This window comes from Nonomuraea candida (assembly GCF_000725485.1).
Classification (GTDB): domain Bacteria; phylum Actinomycetota; class Actinomycetes; order Streptosporangiales; family Streptosporangiaceae; genus Nonomuraea; species Nonomuraea candida.
Map to the genome: position 1 here is coordinate 184,245 of NZ_JOAG01000003.1, position 20,389 is coordinate 204,633.

General features: G+C 71.6%; 17 protein-coding genes. 9 read left to right on the plus strand and 8 right to left on the minus strand.

Features of this window, described 5'->3' with window-relative positions; genetic code table 11:
• Positions 1-44 precede the first annotated feature (44 nt).
• Entirely contained in the window at positions 45-1,157 is a 1,113-nt protein-coding gene (locus tag IO39_RS00865; protein WP_211266850.1) for a C45 family autoproteolytic acyltransferase/hydrolase, read from the plus strand.
• On the opposite strand, the gene IO39_RS00870 is transcribed toward IO39_RS00865, so the two are convergent.
• Genes IO39_RS00870 through IO39_RS00880 form a run of 3 tightly spaced genes read right to left on the minus strand, consistent with a single transcriptional unit; the run spans position 1,124 to position 4,811 of the window.
• Positions 1,124-2,626: an AMP-binding protein gene (locus IO39_RS00870; RefSeq protein ID WP_052422300.1), complete on the minus strand. Its 1,503-nt coding sequence runs from the start codon at positions 2,624-2,626 to the stop codon at positions 1,124-1,126. The genes IO39_RS00865 and IO39_RS00870 overlap by 34 nt on opposite strands.
• Positions 2,626-3,648, minus strand: a complete 1,023-nt coding sequence (locus tag IO39_RS00875) for an acyl-CoA dehydrogenase family protein (protein WP_043614221.1) — start codon at positions 3,646-3,648, stop codon at positions 2,626-2,628. Before IO39_RS00875 ends, IO39_RS00870 begins: the two co-directional genes overlap by 1 nt.
• Positions 3,645-4,811: an acyl-CoA dehydrogenase family protein gene (locus tag IO39_RS00880; protein ID WP_043614224.1), complete on the minus strand. Its 1,167-nt coding sequence runs from the start codon at positions 4,809-4,811 to the stop codon at positions 3,645-3,647. The genes IO39_RS00875 and IO39_RS00880 overlap by 4 nt, the downstream gene beginning before the upstream one ends.
• Before the next feature lie 297 nt (positions 4,812-5,108).
• Between IO39_RS00880 and IO39_RS00885 the strand changes: the two genes are divergently transcribed.
• The 4 genes from IO39_RS00885 (at position 5,109) to IO39_RS00900 (ending at position 8,645) form a co-directional block, all read left to right on the plus strand.
• A complete protein-coding gene (locus IO39_RS00885; RefSeq protein WP_043614227.1) occupies positions 5,109-5,708 on the plus strand; it encodes a TetR/AcrR family transcriptional regulator in 600 nt (199 codons plus the stop codon).
• A gap of 66 nt (positions 5,709-5,774) precedes the next feature.
• Positions 5,775-6,776, plus strand: coding sequence for an AurF N-oxygenase family protein (locus IO39_RS00890; protein WP_043614230.1), 1,002 nt, complete (start codon positions 5,775-5,777; stop codon positions 6,774-6,776).
• A 133-nt stretch (positions 6,777-6,909) separates the two neighbouring features.
• A complete protein-coding gene (locus tag IO39_RS00895) occupies positions 6,910-7,617 on the plus strand; it encodes a copper resistance CopC family protein (protein ID WP_063765190.1) in 708 nt (235 codons plus the stop codon).
• Positions 7,614-8,645 (plus strand): CopD family protein, encoded by a 1,032-nt coding sequence (locus tag IO39_RS00900; protein ID WP_084772042.1) that lies wholly within the window; start codon positions 7,614-7,616, stop codon positions 8,643-8,645. The genes IO39_RS00895 and IO39_RS00900 overlap by 4 nt, the downstream gene beginning before the upstream one ends.
• 95 nt (positions 8,646-8,740) lie before the next feature.
• On the opposite strand, the gene IO39_RS00905 is transcribed toward IO39_RS00900, so the two are convergent.
• The 3 genes from IO39_RS00905 to IO39_RS00915 all read right to left on the minus strand — a co-directional run bounded on the left by IO39_RS00905 (position 8,741) and on the right by IO39_RS00915 (position 12,135).
• Positions 8,741-9,931 carry a hypothetical protein gene (locus IO39_RS00905; protein WP_245641750.1) on the minus strand — a complete coding sequence of 397 codons (1,191 nt, stop codon included), beginning with the start codon at positions 9,929-9,931 and terminating at the stop codon, positions 8,741-8,743.
• 78 nt (positions 9,932-10,009) lie between these two features.
• Complete coding sequence (locus tag IO39_RS00910; protein WP_043614748.1) at positions 10,010-10,801, minus strand: class I SAM-dependent methyltransferase; 792 nt, start codon at positions 10,799-10,801, stop codon at positions 10,010-10,012.
• Positions 10,802-10,857: 56 nt separating this feature from the next.
• Entirely contained in the window at positions 10,858-12,135 is a 1,278-nt protein-coding gene (locus IO39_RS00915; protein ID WP_245641751.1) for a cytochrome P450, read from the minus strand.
• 320 nt (positions 12,136-12,455) lie between these two features.
• Between IO39_RS00915 and IO39_RS00920 the strand changes: the two genes are divergently transcribed.
• The 4 genes from IO39_RS00920 (at position 12,456) to IO39_RS00935 (ending at position 17,680) form a co-directional block, all read left to right on the plus strand.
• Positions 12,456-12,863, plus strand: a complete 408-nt coding sequence (locus tag IO39_RS00920; protein ID WP_211266851.1) for a PaaI family thioesterase — start codon at positions 12,456-12,458, stop codon at positions 12,861-12,863.
• 287 nt (positions 12,864-13,150) lie between these two features.
• A complete protein-coding gene (locus tag IO39_RS00925) occupies positions 13,151-13,585 on the plus strand; it encodes a nuclear transport factor 2 family protein (RefSeq protein WP_043614235.1) in 435 nt (144 codons plus the stop codon).
• Positions 13,586-13,691: 106 nt separating this feature from the next.
• Positions 13,692-16,835, plus strand: coding sequence for an alpha/beta fold hydrolase (locus IO39_RS57350; RefSeq protein ID WP_245641752.1), 3,144 nt, complete (start codon positions 13,692-13,694; stop codon positions 16,833-16,835).
• Positions 16,832-17,680 carry an ABC transporter permease gene (locus tag IO39_RS00935; protein ID WP_043614238.1) on the plus strand — a complete coding sequence of 283 codons (849 nt, stop codon included), beginning with the start codon at positions 16,832-16,834 and terminating at the stop codon, positions 17,678-17,680. The genes IO39_RS57350 and IO39_RS00935 overlap by 4 nt, the downstream gene beginning before the upstream one ends.
• Before the next feature lie 76 nt (positions 17,681-17,756).
• Here IO39_RS00935 and glpK read toward each other — a convergent pair whose 3' ends face one another.
• The gene (gene glpK, locus IO39_RS00940) at positions 17,757-19,271 is read right to left on the minus strand and encodes a glycerol kinase GlpK (protein WP_043614242.1); all 1,515 of its coding nucleotides are present in this window, start codon (positions 19,269-19,271) and stop codon (positions 17,757-17,759) included.
• 118 nt (positions 19,272-19,389) lie between these two features.
• Positions 19,390-20,196, minus strand: a complete 807-nt coding sequence (locus IO39_RS00945) for an MIP/aquaporin family protein (RefSeq protein WP_245641753.1) — start codon at positions 20,194-20,196, stop codon at positions 19,390-19,392.
• Positions 20,197-20,389 lie beyond the last annotated feature (193 nt).

The window sequence follows — 20,389 nt, forward strand, 5'->3', positions numbered from 1 at the left end:
GGCCGGTAAGGCCGCGGTCAGCGGGCGCGGCGAGGCTCGATGGCATGAAGAACATGACGCACGTGGCGGGCGGCAAGAACGACTTCCAGCTCGTCACCCACCTCACCCTCACCGGCGGGCAGCACGAGATCGGCCGGGCGCTCGCCGAGGAGGCCCGCCGCCTGGGCTGGTCCCCCCAGCCGATCGACCCGGCCGTGAGCCGCGCGCGCAGGACGTGGTTCGAACGCCACTGGCCGCAGCACCACGCCCGCATGGACGGCGCGGCGGAGGCGCTCGGCCTGGACCCGGAGCAGGACGAGCTGGCCCTCGACTGCCTGGGCTTCCTGCCGGAGGACTCGGGCTGCTCGGCGCTGTGGGTGCCGCCGTCGGCGGCGACGGACGGCCACGGCCGGGTGGGCCGCAACTACGACTTCTTCCCCACCACGACCAGCGAGGTCATGGGCGGGCAGCCCCGGCCGGGCGAGCTGCCGATGGCCTCGCGCCCGTACGTGATCACCACGATCCCGGACGAGGGGCTCTCCTCCACGGTGATCACGATGTCGGTCCTCGACGGCTGCATGGACGGCATCAACTCGGCCGGGCTGGCGGTCATGCTGCTGATCGCCGACTTCGAGAGCGCCGCGCCGCCGGAGAGCGACACGCCGCAGGTCGGGGTGGACAGCGTGCAGCTGCCCCGGTTCCTCATCGACACCTGCGAGAATGTGGACCAGGCCAAGCAGGCGCTGCTGGGCGCCAAGCAGTACGACCACGGCATGCCCCTGCACTACCTGGTCGCCGACGCCAACGGGCAGGCGTTCGTGTGGGAGCGGGGCAAGGACGGCAGCGAGCACATCGTGGAGTTCGGCGACGGGCCGCTCTGCGTCACCAACCACCTGCTGCACCGCCATCCCGACCCGATGAACCTGCCCGCGGACAGCGAGGGCAGTTTCGCCTCCTTCGCCCGCCTGCGCGCGCTGTACGAGAGCAGCAAGGGCGCCACGATGTCGGCCGGGGACCTGCGCGAGGCCCTGCGTGCCGTCCGGCCGGCGGAGGACCCGGCCGTGCCGTTCCGCACGTTGTGGAGCACGGTCTTCGACACCGCGGACCGTACGCTGTCGACCTGCTTCTACCTGGGCGACGGGCGTTACACCGAGGAGCTGGAGTTCTCGGCCAGGTAGTCGGCGCGCACCTTCGAGCGCGACAGCTTGCCCGTCGGGGTGCGCGGGAGCTCCTCGCGGTATTCGATCACCTTCGGCTGCTTGAACCTGGCGATGCGCGGCCCGCAGTGCTCCAGCAGCTCGGCGGTGAGCGCGGGGCCGGGCGTGACGCCCTCGGCCGGCTGCACGAGGGCGACCACGTTGTGGCCCCACTCCTCGTCGGGCACCCCGATCACGGCGACGTCGGCCACGGCGGGATGCTCCAGCAGAGCGGCCTCGATCTCGGCGGGGTAGATGTTCACCCCGCCGGAGACGATCAGGTCGGTGCGCCGGTCGCACAGGAACAGGTAGCCGTCGTCGTCCAGGTAGCCGATGTCGCCCGGCGCGTACCAGTCGCCGCGCATGCTGGCGGCCGTCTTGGCCGGGTCGTTCCGGTACTCGAACGAGCCGAGGCTCGACCTGATGTAGATGAGGCCGGGCTCGCCCGGCGGCAGCTCGTTGCCGTCCTCGTCGAGGATCCTGGCCTCGAACATGGGCGCGGGCCGGCCCACGGTGCCCGGCCTGGCCAGCCAGTCGTGCGGTTTGACGGAGAAGGCGATGGTGGACTCGGTGGAGCCGTAGTACTCGTACAGGACCGGCCCCCACCACTCCATGATCCGCTGTTTGACGGCGACGGGGCAGGCGGCGGCGGTGTGGATGACCTGGCGCAGGCTGGAGAGGTCGTACGTGGCCCTGACGTCCTCCGGGAGCTGCAACATCCGGTGGAACATGGTCGGCACCATCATCGCGTTGGTCACCCGGTGCCGCTCGATGAGCTCCAGGATGTGCACCGGGTCGAACCTGGGCGTGATCACCACGGTGTGCCCGAAGTGCAGCGCGAACTGGGCGTGCGCGCACGGCGCGGAGTGGTACATCGGCGAGGTCACCAGGTGCACGCCGTCGCCCGGCTTCAGGTCCACCACCTGGTCGAAGAACCAGGCGTAGAGGGGCACGATCTCCTCGGGCGCGGCGCCGGGCAGCTTGCGCTGCACGCCCTTGGGGAAGCCGGTGGTGCCCGAGGTGTACCACATGACGGTCCCGGCGGTGCGGCCGGCGGGCGCGTCCGCCGGCTGTCCCGCCGCCAGCCCGTCCGTGCCGACCTCCCCGCCGGGCACGGCGTGGCCGGCGTCGGTGACGACCACCTTGGCGTCGCAGTCGTCGAGGATGTACGCCACCTCGGAGGCGGTCAGATGCCAGTTGATCGGCACGTAGTAGAGGCCGATCTGCCCGGTCGCCATGACCATGACCAGGGCGTCGATGCCGTTGGGCAGCACGCCGGCCACGACGTCCCCGGTGGTGAGCCCGCGGGCGCGCAGGCCGTGGGAGACCTGGTTGACGCGGGCGAGCAGGTCGCCGTACGAGGTCCTGGCGCCGTCGGTGTCGATCACCGCGAGGCGGCCGGGGTCGGCGGCGGCGATGGAGTAGAAGCCCGGTAGCCCACTGATGTCCATCACAGCTCCAGCAGTTGCGCGAGACGGGCGCGGTGGATCCGCGGGGGGCCCAGCAGCACTTCGTTCGCCTTGGCCCGCTTGTAGAACAGATGCGCGTCGTGCTCCCAGGTGTAACCGATGCCCCCGTGCAGCAGCAAGTGGTCGCGGGCCACCTCGAAGCAGGCGCGGCCGACGTACGCCTGGGCGAGGGCGGCGGCCTCGGGCAGGTCGGCGGGGGACTCGTCGGTGGCCCAGGCGGCGTATCGGACGATGGACTCGGCCTGTTCGAGCTTGCAGTGCATGTCGGCGAGCTTGTGCTTGACGCCCTGGTAGGAGCCGATGTAGCGGCCGAAGGCCACGCGGACCTTGGCGTAGGCCACGATGGCGTCCAGGGCGGCCCGCATCACGCCGAGCTGCTCGGCGGCCAGGGCCACGCGGAGCCGGTCGAGGATCCCGCTCTCCGGCGCCGGGCCGAGCACCCGGGCGGGCGCGGCGTCGAGCGTCACCAGGGCCTGGCCGCGCGTGAGATCGAGCGTCTCCAGCGGGGTCCTGGTCACGCCCGGCCCGGCCAGCTCGACGGCGGTCATGACCAGGCCGTCCGCGCCGTGCGCCGGCACGACCAGCACGTCGGCCTCCATGCCGGACAGCGTGCGGGGCAGGACGCCGCTGACGGCCGCGCCGTCGTGGGTCAGCTCGGCGCCGTCGATGGTGGCCGCGATCCGGCCCTCGGCGATGCCGCTGAGCAGCTCCTTGTCGGGCACCTGGGTCAGCGCGAGCGCGGTGAAGGCGGTGGCGAGGAACGGCCCCGGCAGGAGCGCGGCGCCGGTCTCCTCCAGGACCACCGCCAGCTCGGCCATGCCGGCGCCCGAGCCGCCGTACTCCTCGGGGACGACCAGCCCCGGCAGGCCCAGCTCGCCGTTGAGGCGCGTGTAGACCTGCGGGTCGTAGCCCTGGCGGGCCTTGGACAGCGGCGAGGCGGTGCTCAGGTATCCCCGGACGGCCGCGCGCAGCTCCTGCTGTTCCTGGCTGAGTACGAGCTTCACGCCTGTGTCCCCACCTTCAGATCCTTGAACGGCACGGTCTTGTCCACGCGCGGCTCCGGCGGCAGGCCGAGCACGCGGTCGCCGACGATGTTGCGCATGATCTCGTTGGTGCCGCCGCCCAGCGCCATGCCGGGGGCCAGCGAGATCGCGCGGGCGAGGGGATGGTCGGCCAGCGCGGCCTCGGGGCCGACGAGCCGCGTGCCGAGGTCGGCCTGGTACATCGCCAGCTCGGCCAGCAGCAGCTTGGCGGCGCTGCCGCGGGCGCCGGGGAAGATGCCGGCCTTGGTCTCCTGGGCCAGCCGCTGGTTGAACAGCGCCAGCGCGCGGCTGCGGATGTGCAGCTCGACCAGCTCGTCGCGGACCAGCGGGTCACTGGTGTCGACGACCTCGCGCAGCGCCTCCAGCGAGGCGGGGTTGTCCTTCTGCCCGCCCATGCCGACGCCCGCCGAGATCGACAGCCGCTCGTGCAGCAGCGTCGTGACGGCCACGCTCCAGCCGTCGTTGACCTCGCCCACGCGGTGCTCGTCGGGGATGGGGACGTTGTCGAAGAAGATCTCGTTGAAGTTGGCCCGGCCGGACATGTCCTTCAGCGGCCTGACCGTCACCCCCGGGTGGTGCATGTCGATGACGAACATGGTCAGGCCCTTGTGCTTGGGCACGTCCACGTCGGTCCTGGCCAGCAGCAGGCCCCAGTCGGCGTGGTGGGCGACCGAGGTCCACACCTTCTGGCCGTTGACGATCCACTGGTCGCCGTCGCGTACGGCCCTGGTCTGCAGGCTGGCGACGTCGCTGCCGGCGCCGGGTTCGGAGAAGAGCTGGCACCAGATCTCCTCGCCGCGCAGCAGCGGGCGGATGAACCGGGCGCGCTGGGCGTCGGTGCCGCGGTCGACGATGGTGGGCCCGGTCATGCCCAGGCCGATCATGAAGACGTTCGTGGGGAGGGTGTAGTGGCGGGCCTCCTCGGCGAACACGCGCTCTTCGGCCTGGGTCAGCCCCTGGCCGCCCCACTGTTCCGGCCAGGTGATGCCGGAGTAGCCGGCGTCGTACAGCTTGGCCATGAATTCCTTGACGCGGGTGAGGCCGTCGGCCTCGGGGTGGTCGTCGGATGGAGCGTTCTCCTGCAGCCAGGCTCGGGCCGCACGCCGATACTCAGCAAGGTTCACATCGACTCCTCGGCATCAGTGCTCACTTACTTTAGTCACGATGGGGCGACTGGTACAGAGCAATGCTCTGGAGGTCCCGGCGACAGGTTCGGAGGTTCTGCCCGTTTCGTCCTTTGAAGGGCAGCCATTGGGGGTATGAGGGCCCCGACCGAAAGGCATTCCGGTGATCTGGTTACCATGATCAACGTGACTGTCGGTGAACGCGGAAACCCGGCCGTACGGGGATTCCCCGGACCAGCGCAGTCCACGCCCGGTTTGTCCTATTAGCCTCATGAACAGAAGTTAGAGTTACTCGCTGTGACAACAGGTTTCAGCCGATTACGGCGCGAGGATTTGCTGAAGACGGCCTGCGAGGTGATCGCGGAGCAGGGATTCGGGCATACCAGGACCCTGGACATCGCCAGGGCCGCCGGAGTCAGCCAGGCGTTGCTCTTCTACCACTTCGAGACCAAGGAGCGACTGCTCGCGCAGGCCTTCGGCTATGCGGCCCGCCTGCACCTCAACGCGCTGGCCGACGTCGAACGCTCAGAGGGCACCCCCACCGAGCGCCTCCGCTCCCTGCTGCGGCTCTGCTCCCCCGCGATCCCCACCGAGGGGTGGCGGCTGTGGATCGACGCCTGGTCCGAGGCGATGCGCAGCGCCGAGCTGGAGGAGACCTCGCGCCGGATCGACGCCAGGGGCCGCACGCTCATGCGCGGCATCATCGAGTCGGGCGTGGCCTGCGGCGAGTTCACCTGCGAGGACCCCGACGCGACCACGTGGCGGCTGTTCGCGCTCATCGACGGGCTGGCGGTGCAGACGCACACGCATCCCAAGGTGTTGTCACGGCGGCGGGTCAACGTACTGATCCGCACGGCGGCGGCCAAGGAACTGGGGGTGCCGGCGGAAAAGCTGTGATACTCACCCTTCCCAGCCTTATTGGACTTTACGTACAATTGCTGGGCGAGGAGAGGAGTGCACGCGATGACATCCGCACCGAGGACATCCGCACCGGGCTCCATCGCCGCCAGGGAACGCGACGAGCAGGTCGCCGGCCGCAGCGCGTACCAGGCGGTCATCGAACGCCTCTCGAAGGCGTCGGTGGACAAGCACTGGGAGCCGTACCGCGACATTCCCTGGGACGACCCGGAGTTCCTCGTCGACCCGGCCGATCCGCGCTGGGAGCTGCCCGAGGTGGACCGGCTGGGCGGGCACCCCTGGTACCGCAGCCGCTCCCCCGAGGTCCGCGCGCGGATCGGGCTGTGGCGCGTGGCCACGGCCATGAAGATCGGCCTGCAGTTCGAGAACCTGCTCAAGCGCGGGCTGCTCAACTACGCCTACCGGCTGCCTAACGGGTCCCCCGAGTTCCGGTACGTCTACCACGAGACCATTGAAGAGGGACATCACGGGATGATGTTCCAGGAGTTCGTGAACCGTACCGGGATGCCGATCCGCGGCATGCCGCGGCCGCTGTCGCTGATCGCCCAGGTGGCGCCCTGGATCCCGCTCATCTCGACCGAGCTGTTCTTCGTGTTCGTGCTGGGCGGCGAGGACCCGATCGACCACGTCCAGCGCAGGGTGCTCAAGGACGGCAGGGCGCACCATCCGCTGGAAGAGACGATCATGCGCATCCACATCGCCGAGGAGGCCAGGCACATCTCCTTCGCCCGGCACTACCTGCGCAACCGGGTGCCGCGCATGCCCGCCCACCGCAGGCTGCTGCTGGGCATCGCCGCGCCGCTCGTCCTCGGCGTGATGGCGCGCATCATGCTCGCGCCGCCCGGGGCGATGATCCGGCGCTTCAGGATCCCCGCGAACGTGGTCGCCGACGTCTACCTGCGCAATCCCGGCGCCAAGCAGGAGGTCCGCGACTCGGTCGGCAAGACGCGGGAGCTGTGCGCCGAGCTCGGGCTGGTCAACGCGCTGACGCGGCGGATCTGGCAGGTGATGGGCATCTGGGACGCCCCCGCGCCGAAGCCCCGCTGACCGGTCTCGCCCCCTGATCAGCACCCGCCCGCCGGCCGGTTTCGCCTGCTCCTCGGGGTGCGCCCGCCGAACTCGTCCGCCGTGGATGGGACCATATACAGGTCAGCGACGTGTATATGGAAGGTTCTGATCTGTGAGGCGGCTACTCACGGTCCTGCTGCTCGCCCTCGCCGCGGTGGGGGTGCTGCACTCCCCCGCGCAGGCGCACAACGTGCTCATCGGCAGCGACCCCCAGGACGGGGCCACGCTCACGGCCTCGCCCGCCCAGGTGACGCTGGTGTTCGACCAGGCCGTGCGCCAGGGATACGCGCAGGTCGGCGTGACCGGGGCGGACGGGTCGGCGTGGGCCGACGGGAGCGCCGTGGTCGCGGCCGAGCGGGTGTCGGTGAAGGTGAAGCCGCTGCCGGCCGGCGGGTCGTACACCGTGGGCTACCGCATCCTGTCCGCCGACGGGCACCCGGTCACCGGGAAGATCAGCTTCAGCCTGGCCGCGTCCGCCTCCGGGGTCGCGGCGGCGGACGCCGCCCAGGGCGCGGGCGCGGAGGCGGCCGAGGCGGCGGCGAACGGCGGGGCCGGGATGGCCGTGGTGTGGATCGTGGCGGCGCTGCTGGTGCTGGGCGCCGGCACGGCCGTGGCCCTGCGCCGCGCCGCCCCCGCCAGGACGGCCGGGGCCGCGGGGACCGGGGCCGCGGGGACCGGGGCCGCCGGGACCGGGGCCGCCGGGACCGCCGGGACCGGGGCCGCCGGGACCGGGGCCGCCGGGGGCACTGTCCCCGAGGCGGTTTCCGGGGGTGCTTCCGGGAGCGCTTCGGAGGCCGCGGGTGAGGGGAGCCGCTCGTGACCGCGCTCGCGCCCGCGCTGCCGCGGCAGCGCGTCGGCGGGCGGGTCGTGGCCGGGGCGTTCGGCGTCTGCGCCGTCGTCGCAGCCGTGGCGGCCAGCTCCTTCACCGCCCAGGAGTCCGTGCCGGGCATCCCCATGCCGGGGCCGGTCGTCTCGATCGGCCTGCCCGTCGTGCGGGTGCTGCTCGACGTGGCCGCCGTCGCCGTGGTGGGGCTCAGCCTGCTGCCCAAGCTGCTCGGGTTCAACCGGCCGGAGCGCACGGAGCCCGTGCTGCTCAGGGTGCGCCCGCTGGCCGTGATGGCCGCCTGGGCCTGGGCGATCTGCGCGCTGCTGACGATCGTCTTCCAGACCGCCGAGCTCAACCCGGGCCGGGTGCCGACGTTCGGGCTGATCGCCGACTATGTCGGGAGCGTCGGCACCGGCCAGGGGCTGCTGTTCAGCGCGGCGTGCGCGCTGGCGGCGGCCGGCATCGGGCTGATGGCGGTGCGGTTCGGGGAGAAGGTGCCGGCGGAGCTGCGGATCATCGTGGCGCTGTTCGGGCTGCTGCCGATCCCGGTGACCGGTCACGCGGTCAACTCGGTCTGGCACGACCCCATCATGATCTCGATGGAGATCCACGTCATGGGCGCGGCGGCGTGGACCGGCGGGCTGGTGGCCACGGCCGCGTTCCTGGCGCCGCACCGCGACCTGCTGGCCGTGGTGCTGCCGAAGTTCTCCAGGATGGCCTCGGTGTGCCTGCTCCTGGTGGCACTGTCCGGGCTGGTCACCGGGCTGGGCACGATGGCGCTGACGCCCGGCGTGACGCTGCCGGACGCGATCCTGACCAGCCACTACGGGCTGCTGGTCGTGGTCAAGACGGCGCTGGTCGCGCTGATCGTGCCGCTGGCGGCGCACATCCGGTTCCGGCTGCTGCCCGCCGTGCGCCGGGGGCGGGCCACCGCCATGGCCGGCTGGGCGGTGGCCGAGGTGAGCGTGATGGGGCTGGCGTACGGCGTGGCGGTGGCGATCACCCGCGCCTCGATCGCCTGAGCGTCCCCCGTCCCCGTCCGGCCGCGCCACCGGGTGCGGCCGGACGGGGACGATGCTGTGACGGCATGCTGTCACGGCGTCCCCGGGGGTGATCCTTATGGCGTGGCGGGGGCGATGACGGGGCGGGGTGGCGTGGTCTCGACCGGCCGGAGGTTGCGCCGGCCGGCCGCGTACTCGATGGCCAGCCAGGTGGCCAGCAGTCCGAGCCCGGCCCACAGCGCCGAGGGGGTGGCCGGCGGCGGCGCGCCGAGCAGCCCCTCCTGGCCCTTGATCGCGCCGTACACCGGGCCCATGACCGCGCTCTGCGCCACCAGCGCGCCGTAGGCGCCGGCGGTCACGACGGCCGCCCCGAGCACCGCGCGCACGACCGGCAGGCGCAGCAGGAACGCCACGTCCACCAGCAGCCCGGCGACCACCATGAAGAACGGCACCGCGGACGGCGGGAACCCGGTGAAGGTCAGCAGCGGCCACAACACCGTCCTGAACCCCACGTAACCGGCCGCGATCAGCGTGGCGGCGCCGAACCTGCCGATCATCACCCTGGCCGCGACCAGCACCGACAGCACGGCGATCACCGCGTAGACCGGATAGAGGAAGTCGGGCACGGGCAGCGTGAACCCGGCCATCATCGTCCGGTCGATCGGCCGGCCCATCTGGTCGGCCGCGAACTGCAGCAGGATCGGCTCGGCGTAGGTGGCCCCGTTGTCCCAGGCGCCGAGCGACAGGATGCCGTATTCCTGGTGCTGCTCGGGGAAGTGCACGTTCTCCAGGAAGAACGCGAACAGCGCGCCCAGCACCACCACGCGCTCCCTGCCTTGGGGCGCCCCCATGAACCAGCCGCGGATGACCCCGGCGATCATGAAGAACGTTCCGACGTAGAGCATGATGTGCGACGGGCTCCACGAGGTGATGTCGAGCCCGTTGACGCGGTGGTTGATCAGGTCGAGCGGCACGGCGACCAGGAAGATGCCGGTGCCCCACTGGATGAGCCTGAGCGCGGCCTTGTCCACGCCGTAGCCGGTGTAACCGTGGATCACGGTCAGGGCGACGGCGATGACCGTGCCGACGGAGTTGAGCAGGTGGGGCGGGGCCAGGTCGTCGCGCAGCCACTTGAAGTGCCACGAGACGTCCCAGGCCGAGCCGAGCACCTTGAGCGTGAACGCCGCCAGCCAGCCGAAGTAGAGCACCCTGAACAGGTCGTGCGGGGTCTCGCGGCCCGCCTCGCCGCGGGTCCAGTAGGGCAGGGCCCAGGCGGCGGCCCTCTTGAACGATGCTGGAGACTTCACGGCAGAGAATCTTACGGTCATCGGCCGCGCCGCCCCTCGACGACCCGGTACGGCCCGTGCGGCGTGATCCTCTCGCCGTCACATAGAGGCTCTCAAGGAGAACATGAGGGGGATCCTGGGGGCCTCGCCGGGCATGCGGTAAACGCCCTCCTCGCCGGTGAGGGTGGCGAAGCGGCGGAAGAGGGTGTGGTCGTGCTCGTGCAGGAACTCCACGCGCAGCCCGGCCGCCGCGATCGCGGTGACGATCTCGCCGAGCCCGTGCCTGAACTGCACGGAAGTCTGGTGTTCGAGCACGTCGTCGCCGGCGTAGGAGTACGGGTCCGCATAGACGTGGGGGCCGCGGTCGAAGTAGTCGTGGGTGACCCGGGTGCCCGTCTCGTCGTCCAGGACGTCGGTGAACGGGTGAAACTCCGCGATGTACAGGAATCCGCCCGGCCTGAGCAGGGCGGCGACCGTCGCGGCCCAGCGCGTGACGTCCGGCAGCCACACCAGGGCGCCGACGCCCGTGTAGACGATGTCGTAGGTCGCGCCGCCGAGCGCCTCCGGCGCGTCGTAGACGTCGGCCGCGACGAACCTGGCCGGGATGCCGCACTCCCCGGCGATCCGCGCGGCCTCCCCGATGGCGGCGTCGGAGAGGTCGAGGCCGGTCACCCGCGCGCCCCGCCTGGCCCAGGACAGGGTGTCGAGGCCGAAGTGGCACTGCAGGTGGACCAGGTCACGGCCCGCGACGTCACCCACCTCTTCCAGCTCGAACGGCCGCAGCGCGCTGCCGCCCGCCCGGAAGCCCGCGACGTCGTAGAAGTCGCTGGTGACGTGGACGGGGACGCGGGCGTTCCAGTTGGCCCGGTTGATCCGCAGGTAGTCGTGCATGATCGCGATGGTAGGCGGGCGTTCGCGGCCGGCGCACGGGCATTTCCCGGCGTTCGTCATCCCGCGGACGCGCGGTTTCGGTGCGGGAGGCGGCGCAGGCGTACGGGGAGGTGTTTGAGGCCGTTCTGGAAGTTGGAGGTGAGCCGGCGCGGGGTGCCCGCCAGTTCGACCTCCCACCTCAGCAGTTCCCTGAAGACCGCGCGGAGCTGCGCGCGGGCCAGGTGGGCGCCCAGGCAGAAGTGCGGGCCGAAGCCGAAGCTGACGTGGTCGTTGGGGGTGCGGGCGATGTCGAAGCGGTCCGGTTCGGGGAAGACGGACGGGTCGCGGTTGGCGGAGGCGTGGTAGACGACCACCTTGTCGCCCGCCCGTACGGACCGGCCGGCGAGGGTGAGGTCGCGGGTCGCCGTACGTCTGAAGTGCATGACCGGGGGCCAGAAGCGCAGCATCTCCTCGATCGCGGAGTCCAGCAGGGAGGGGTCCGCGCGCAGGCGGGCGAACTCGGCGGGATGGCGCAGCAGCGTGAGCAGCCCGCCGGGGATGCCGTTGCGCAGGGTCTCGTTCCCGGCGACGGCGAACAGGAAGAACATGTTCTCGAACTCCGCCTCGGTCAGGCCGCCCTTGCGCATGGCCGACATGACGGACTCGCCGTCCACGGGGTTCTCGGCCAGGGCGTGCGCGTAGGCGAACATGTCGGCCAGCGCCGCCCTGGACCGCGGATTGACGCCCGGCCGGAGCTCGGGCCTGGCCGCGAGCGCCGACCGGCCCATGGGGGTGAGGGCCGCGACGTCCGCCGTGGACAGGCCCACGTAGTCGTCGTCCTGGTAGCCGATCACGCGTGAGGCCCAGTCGTACAGCAGCCGCCTGTCCCGGGCCGGCACCCCCATGACGTGGGCCAGCGTCCAGACCGGCAGATCGGCGGCCACCTCCACGAAGTCGCACTCGCCCTCCGCGAACAGCGCCGCCGCCCGCTCCTCGATCGTCCGCTCCAGCGCGCGCACGGCGCGCGGGGTGAAGGCCGCCGCCACGATCCGGCGCAGCCGGGAGTGGCCGGGCGGGTCCATGTTCAGCATCTGCATCTGAACGAAGCGCAGGTCGGCCGGGGTGTCGGGGTCGCGGATCTGGGTGGCGCCGAGGTGGGAGGAGAAGTCCTCCGGGGTACGGAGCACGTGCTTGACGTCGGCATGCCGGAACACCGCCCAGTAGCCGGGGCCCTCGCGCCACGGGCCGACGGGCGGCTCCGGGACCCAGCAGACGGGTGACTCCTCGCGGAGACGGGCGAACAGGTCGTACGGGACGCAGGTCTCGTACGTGGACGGCATGAAGATCTCCACCACCGCCCGCTCCCCACCGTCACCCGCCGCCCGCCCGGCACGGCCGGGCCCTTCGACGCGGCCCTCACCCGAACACCCGGCCCCCGGCCCTCCCCCGCGCCCCTCGCCCGAGCGCCCGGCCCCCGGCCCTCCGGCGCGGCCCTCGGCTGGACGCCCCGCGTCTTGGCCGTCACCCTCGCCCGTCCCTGCGCCCGTCCCTGCGCCCATCCCTGACATGCCGTCCTCCCGGCTCTTGTCCACAGGCATGTCGAGTCGGCGGCGGCTTGTCCACAGAACCCGAACGCCGCCCCTCAACCTCCCCGTCCAGCGTGCATGATGTCCGCGTGACTCCAGAAGACGCAGAGGCGATCCTCCAGGACTACTTCGCCCCCTGGATCAAGCAGCTCGGTCTGCGGGTGGAGGAGGTGGGCGAGCGGCGCGTCGTCGTGCGGCTGCCGTGGTCCGACGACCTGGCCAGAGAGGGCGGCGGGCTGTGCGGCCAGGCCATGATGGCGGCGGCCGACACGGCCACGGTCCTGGCCGTGTCGGCGGCGCGGGGCGGGTTCGTGCCGATGACCACCGTCCAGCAGTCCACGACCTTCCAGCGGCCGGTGGTGGGCAAGGACGTCCTGCTCGACGTGCGCATCACGAAGCTGGGCCGCACGCTGGCCTTCACCGAGATCACCCTCACGGCCGAGGGCTCCACGGAGACCGCCGCCCACGCCACGACCGTCTACGCGATCATGGGCTGACCAGGCGACCAGGGCCGCGGAGGCCGCCCTCCCTCCCCGGAGAGCGACGACCGGCGCCACACCCATGCCGGCCGGAACGGCCCGCCTGATCCGCGGCGCCGCAGCCCGTGCCGGCCCGGAGCGGCCCGCCTGATGCGTGGCATCGCGCCCCGTCCCGGCGCGGACAGGCTCGCATGACCCGTGGCCCGATCACCGCCGCCCTTATCTGACAGGTAATCGCCAAGCCGCACCGATCCGAGGAGACTGACGAGTGCACACACCGCCATAACGGATTTAAAGGATGAATCATGACGACTTTGGGCACTGTGCAGGAGCTGCTTCGCCGGATCGGTGAGGGTGACGTCGACCGGGCCGCCGAGATGTTCGCCGAGAAGTGCGACTGGGGCTACAACTGGCCGGCGGAGGGGCACCCGGCGGTGCCGTGGATCCGTCCCCGGTCGAGCCGTAGTGACGCGGCGGACCTGTTCCGCGCGCTGCGGACCTACCACGTGCCCGAGCTCAACGAGACCACCGTCGCCCGGATCCTCGTCGACGGGGACGACGCGGTCGTGCTGGGCGAGTTCACCCAGACCGTCACGGCCACGGGGCGACCCTTCACGTCCGCGTTCGCCCTGCATCTCACGGTCACCGACGGCCAGATCAGCCGCTACCACATCTACGAAGACAGCCTTGCCGTGGCCAGGGCGCACTCCGAGGCCTCCCCGGAGCACCAGGCCCCGTGACGGGCGTCCCCCCGGAGGTTCCATGATCCACCAGTCCGCCTTTCGGCAGGTCCCGGCGAGAGTGCCGTCTCAGCGATCTCTCAGGTGCGGTAAGTAGGCTCACCGCATGAAGCGTGTGGCCGCCCTGGTGGTGGCGCTCGCCCTCATCGGGGTGACGACGTGGCTCGTGTGGCCGTCGGCTCCCGAGGTGCGGGGCCAGGACCAGCAGATAACCGTCGTCGACGGACCAGCCGACGACCAACGGGTCGAGCTCGATACGACGTTCTTCCCGCCGCCTGATGGCGGGAAGGCGCCTGCCGTGCTGCTCGCCCACGGTTTCGGCGGCAGCAAGCAGAGCATGCGCGACCAGGCGGTCCGCCTCGCCCAGCAGGGTTACGCCGTGCTGACCTGGTCGGCCCGCGGCTTCGGGCGCTCGACCGGGCAGATCGCGCTCAACTCGCCCGACTACGAGGTCAAGGACGTCAAGCAGCTCATCGACTGGCTGGCCAAGCGTCCCGAGGTGCAGCTCGACGCCTCGGGCGACCCGCGCGTCGGCATCGCGGGCGGCTCGTACGGCGGCGCCATCGCGCTGATGACGGCGGCCCACGACCAGCGCGTGGACGCGATCGTCCCGCAGATCACCTGGTCCGACCTGGCCGACGCCCTCTTCCCCAACGCCGCCACCACCGCCACCACGGGCTCCACCGGCACCACCACCGGCACCACCGGAGCAACCTCTGCCACCGGCGCCACCGGTCAGCCCACCGGCAGTGCTGCCGATCCCTCCTCGGGCGGGCAGGAGGCGGATGCGGCCACCGGTGGCGCGACGGGCACCGCCCCCTCCACCGCCGGTCAGGCGGCGGTCGCGAGCGGGGTTTTCAAGCGCATGTGGGCCGGGATCTTCTTCGGTCAGGGTGTCTCGCTGGACACCATGTCGCTGCTCGGGCGCAGGGAGGCGGCGGGGCCGCTGACGGCGGAGCAGGCGCGGTGCGGCAGGTTCCTGCCCGCGATCTGCGACATCTACCAGCAGGTCGCCAAGGACGGCAGGGCCACCCCGGAGGCGATCGCGCTGCTGCGCGAGTCGAGCCCGGTCACGGTGGCGAACCGGATCAAGGCGCCCACCCTGCTCATCCAGGGCCAGCGCGACTCGTTGTTCCCGCTCAGCCACGCCGACGCCAACGCCAGGGCCATCGCCTCCGCCGGCACGACGGTGAGCCTGGCCTGGTTCGACGGCGGGCACGACGGCGGCAACGGCGAGGCCGACTGGCTCTTCGACCAGTCGGCGGCCTGGTTCGCCCGCTATCTGAAGGGTGAGGGCTCGGCGGAGGCGGCGCCGCCGGTGAGCGCGTTCACGGTGACGCGTGACGGCGGGCGCGACCCCGGCACCCGCCAGCGCGTCCGGCTCCACCCGGAGGCCGGCTCCTACCCCGGCCTGGCGGGCACCGACGTCACTTCCGTCGAGCTGAGCGGCCCCGAGCAGAACATCGTCAACCCGCCCGGCGGCGCCCCGGCCTCGATCTCGACCGTGCCGGGCATCGGCGGCCTGCTGGGCGGCCAGGGCAACGGCGGCGTCGCGATCGACATGCCGGGGCAGAGCGCCACGTTCGAGTCCCGGCCGCTCACCGCCCCGCTCCAGCTCACGGGCAGCCCCACCGTCAAGGTCAAGGTGTCGGGCAAGGGCGAGGCGACGTTGTTCGCCAAGCTGTACGACGTGGCCGACGACGCCCAGTTGCCCACCCTGCCCGCCGGGCTGGTGGCGCCCATCCGGGTGACGATTCCCGAGGGGGCGGGCAGCGCGGAGGCCACGGTCACCCTGCCCGCCGTGGACCACCGCTTCGCCGTGGGCCACCGGCTGCGCCTGGTCGTGACCACGACCGACATGGGGTTCGCGACGCCCGCGGAGCCGGCCACGTACCAGGTCTCGCTGGCCTCCCCCACGCTCGCGGTCCCGACGGTGAGCACGCTGGCCGCCGCGCCGACCGGGGTGGCGTGGTGGGTCTGGGCGATGCCGCTGGCCGCCGTGGTCATCGCCGCCGCCCTCCTGGCCACGGGCCGCACCGCCCCCCGCTCCCGCCTCCGTACGATCCCCGCCACGGCCGGCACCGGCGTCTCCTCCGCGGAGAAGACGGGTGCCGACCTCACGACCAGCGTCAATGGCAGCACCGTCACGGCAGACGCCCACGCCGACACCGGAGCCGAGCCGGAGGCCCGAGCCGAAACCAGCGCCGGGACCGAGCCCGGAGCTGTGGCCGGAGCTGCGGCCGGGGCCGGGGCTGACGAGGGCGCGGCTTCTGACGACAGAACGGACGGCATCACCGCCCGCAACGGTCACGCGGGCCGGGCGGCCGCGGCTGAGGAGCAGGTCACGACGGCTGAGGGCCGAGTCACGACGGCTGAGGGCCGAGTCACGACGGCTGAGGGCCGAGCCACGACGGCAGAGGACCGGGTGGCGGTGGTCGCGGGCCGGGTGGGCGGTGGTTCTCCGTCCGGTGAAAGTGATTCGGGCGGTGGGCGTCGTGAGGGGGACGGTTCGGAGGTGCCGCTGGAGATCAGCGGGCTGACGAAGGCGTACCGCAACGGTGAGCTGGCCGTCGACGGGCTGTCGTTCCGGGTCGAGCGGGGCCAGGTCCTGGGGCTGCTCGGGCCCAACGGCGCGGGCAAGACGACCACCATGCGGATGATGATGGGCCTCATCCACCCCGACGCCGGCGAGATCCGCATCTTCGGCGAGCGTGTGACGCCGGGCGCGCCGGTGCTGTCCAGGCTCGGGTCGTTCGTCGAGGGGCCCGGCTTCCTGCCGCACCTGTCCGGGCGCGACAACATCGAGCTGTACTGGGCCGCGACCGGCCGCCCCAGGGCGGACGCGCACTTCGACGAGGCGCTGGAGATCGCGAACCTGGGCAAGGCTCTGGAACGTGCCGTGCGCACCTACTCGCAGGGCATGCGCCAGCGGCTGGCCATCGCCCAGGCCATGCTCGGGCTGCCGGACCTGCTCGTGCTGGACGAGCCCACGAACGGGCTCGACCCACCCCAGATCCGCGAGATGCGGGAAGTGCTCAAGCGCTATGCGCGCGACGGCCGTACGGTGATCGTTTCGAGTCACATGCTGGCCGAGGTGGAGCAGGCCTGCAGCCATGTCGTGGTGATGCAGCGCGGCCGGCTGATCTCGACCGGCCCCGTGTCGCTGCTGCTCGGCTCTGCCACCGTCGCCAACGGGCACGGGCCGCGCCTGGAAGACGTGTTCCTCGACCTCATCGGAGACAAGACGTGACGACCGCGACAGGCTACGCGCCGAACCGCACGCTGCCGTTGCGGGTGGAGATCGTCAGGCAGTTCAAGCGGCGGCGCACGCTGGGCATGTTCGCGTTGCTGCTGGCGCTGCCGTGGGTGCTCGTGATCGCGTTCCAGATCGGGCCGCAGCCGAGCGGGCAGGGTCAGGCGGCGCTGCGCGTCTCGGACCTGGCCACGCAGAGCGGCCTGAACTTCGCCACGTTCGCCCTGTCGGTGTCGGCCAGTTTCCTGCTCGTGGTGGCGGTCGCGCTGTTCTGCGGCGACACCGTGGCGAGCGAGGCCAACTGGTCGTCGCTGCGCTACCTGCTGGCGGCGCCGGTCCCGCGCGACCGGCTGCTGCGGCAGAAGCTCATCGTGGCGCTCGGCTACTCGGCGACGGCGGTGATCTGCCTGCCGGTGATGGCGCTGGTGGCGGGCACGCTGGCGTTCGGCTGGAAGGACATCCAGGTGCCGGGCACGGGTGAGGTCCTCCCGGCGCTCGACATGTTGCCGCGGTTCGGGATCGTGATCGCGTACGCGCTGGTCAGCCAGCTCGTCGTCGCCGCCCTGGCCTTCCTCATCTCCACCATGACCGACTCCCCGCTGGGGGCGGTCGGCGGGGCGGTCGGGTTGTGGATCGTGAGCACGATCCTCCAGGCGGTCGAGGCGCTGGGGGTGGTGCGCGAGTTCCTGCCCACGTTCTGGAACAACGCGTGGACCGACGCGCTGGCGCCCGAGCTGGACTGGAGCGGCATGATCAAGGGCGCGTCGGTGTCGATCACGTACGCGGCGATCCTGGTCGCGGTGGCGTTCCGGAGATTCCGCCACAAGGACGTCACCAGTTGACCGGCGGTCCGGCACGCGGATGAGCGAGTGAGCGGGTGGGCAGGTCCGGGAGTCGGCGAACAGACGGGTGGGCGGGTCAGTCCTGGGTCCAGTCGAAGGCCTTGGTGACGGCTCTCTTCCAGCCCGCGTACGCCTGCTCCCGCCGCTCCTCGCTCCACCTCGGCTCCCAGCGGCGGTCCTCGGCCCAGTGGGCGCGCAGTTCGTCGGTGTCCCGCCAGTAGCCGGCGGCCAGGCCGGCGGCGTACGCGGCCCCGAGGGCGGTGGTCTCCGAGACGACCGGGCGGCTGACCGGGACGCCCAGGATGTCCGACTGGAGCTGCATGCACAGGTTGTTCGAGGTGACGCCGCCGTCCACCTTCAGCACGTCGAGCACCACCCCCGAGTCCCGCTGCATGGCCTCGACCACGTCCCGGCTCTGGTAGCAGATGGCCTCCAGCGTGGCGCGGGCGAGGTGGGCGTCGTTGTTGAAGCGCGACAAGCCGACGATGGCGCCGCGCGCGTCGGCCCGCCAGTACGGGGCGAACAGGCCGGAGAAGGCCGGCACGAAGTACATGCCCCCGGAGTCCTCCACCTGCCGGGCCAGCGACTCGCTCTGGGGCGCGGAGGTGATGATGTGGAGCTGGTCGCGCAGCCACTGCACGGCCGATCCGGTCACCGCGATCGAGCCCTCCAGCGCGAACACCGCCGGCTGGTCCCCGAACTGGTAGGCCACGGTTGTGAGCAGGCCACTCTCGGAGCGCACACGGTCGGTGCCGGTGTTGAGCAGCAGGAAGTTGCCGGTGCCGTAGGTGTTCTTGGCCTCGCCGGGCGAGAAGCAGACCTGGCCGACGGTGGCAGCCTGCTGGTCGCCCAGGATCGCGTTGATCGTCACCTCGCCGCCGAGCGGCCCGTACCGGAAGGTGGTGCCGTAGCCCTCGGGCTCGGCGGAGGGCCGGATCTCGGGCAGCATCTCGCGCGGGATGCCGAAGAAGGACAGCAGCTCGTCGTCCCAGTCCAGCGTGTCGAGGTTCATGAGCATGGTGCGGCTGGCGTTGGTCACGTCGGTGATGTGCACGCCGCCGTTGGGCCCGCCGGTGAGGTTCCACACGGTCCAGGTGTCGGTGTTGCCGAAGACGGCCTCGCCCCGGCCCACGGCCTCGCGGACGCCGTCCACGTTCTCCAGGATCCACTGGATCTTCCCGCCGGAGAAGTACGCGTCCGGGCGCAGGCCGGTCTTCTCCCGGATGACCTGGCCGCGGCCGTCCCGTTCGAGCGCGGCGGCGATCCGGTCGGTACGCGTGTCCTGCCAGACGATCGCGTTGTAGTACGGGCGGCCGGTGCGCGGGTTCCACACCACCGTGGTCTCGCGCTGGTTGGTCACGCCGAGGGCGGCCAGGTCGTAGTCGTGCAGCCTGGTGCGCTGGAGCGTCGTCTGGATCACGGCGGCGGTGCTGGTCCAGATCTCGATCGGGTTGTGCTCGACCCAGCCGGCCCTGGGCAGGATCTGCTCGTGTTCGAGCTGGAACTTGGCGACCTCGGCGCCCTCGTGGTCGAAGACCATGAAGCGCGTGCTGGTGGTGCCCTGGTCGACGGCGCCGACGAAGTCAGGCATGGAACTCGGTTCTCCTCGGTCATGCGGTCTCGGAACGGGCGGCTTCTCGGGCGGCTTCTCGGGCGTGGGGCGGGTCAGTCGGAGGGCTTCTTGGGCGGCTTCTCGGGCGTGGAGCGGGTCAGTCGGAGGGCTTCACGGTGTCGCGGTCCTCGTCCGGGGGCAGGAAGCGGGCGATGCAGAGCTGGTACAGGCCGGCGCCCAGGAGCGCGCCGATCAGCGGGCCCACGATCGGGACCCACCAGTACAGATCGCCGTACTGATCGCGCCACGCGCCGCCGTAGCCGGTGAGGAAGCTGGCCAGGCGCGGGCCGAAGTCGCGCGCCGGGTTGATGGCGTAGCCCGCGTCGGTGCCGAAGGACATGCCGATCCCCACCACGAGCAGGCCGATGATGAACGGGCCCAGGTTCGCGCTCGGCGCCATGTTGGTCGTGTCGGAGAGGGCGAAGATGACGAACAGCAGGATCGCGGTGCCGATGATCTGGTCGCGCAGGCCGCCCCACATCGTGACGGGCAGGGTGCCGTTGCCGGGCAGGGTCGAGAAGACGGTCTGGGTCTTGATCGTGTGCCCGGGGTCGACCATGGCCAGGACTTCGCTGTAGTTCCAGCGCACGATGAGCGCGGCCAGGAAGGCACCGGCCGTCTGCGCGGCGGCGTACGGCAGGACCTTGTGCCAGGGGAAGCCCCTGAAGAGGGCGAACCCCAGCGTGACGGCCGGGTTGAGGTGCGCGCCCGTGGTGCGCCCCGCGACGTAGACGCCGAGCATCACGCCGATCCCCCACGCCCAGGCGATGCTGTCGTGGTCGCCGAGCCCGCCGGCCGCCACCTGCGCGACGACGCCGACGCCGAACAGGATGAGCACCATCGTCCCCGCGAACTCCGCGATGAGCTCCCCGGTCATCCCCATCCGGCTGAGTCGTCCGGCCACCGGCCACCTCCCTGTAGCAGCGGTGGGTGGCATTCCCGATTCAAGGGAGAGGCACACGGTGGGTGCTCAATAGGTTGCGGAAAGTGATGGCGGCGATGTTCGCCTCGCCGTGCGAGGGGGAAGCCGTCCGGCGGTCAGAGGGGGCGGGTGAAGGTGACCAGGCTGGTGCCGGGGCCGTTGTAGCCCGGCACGG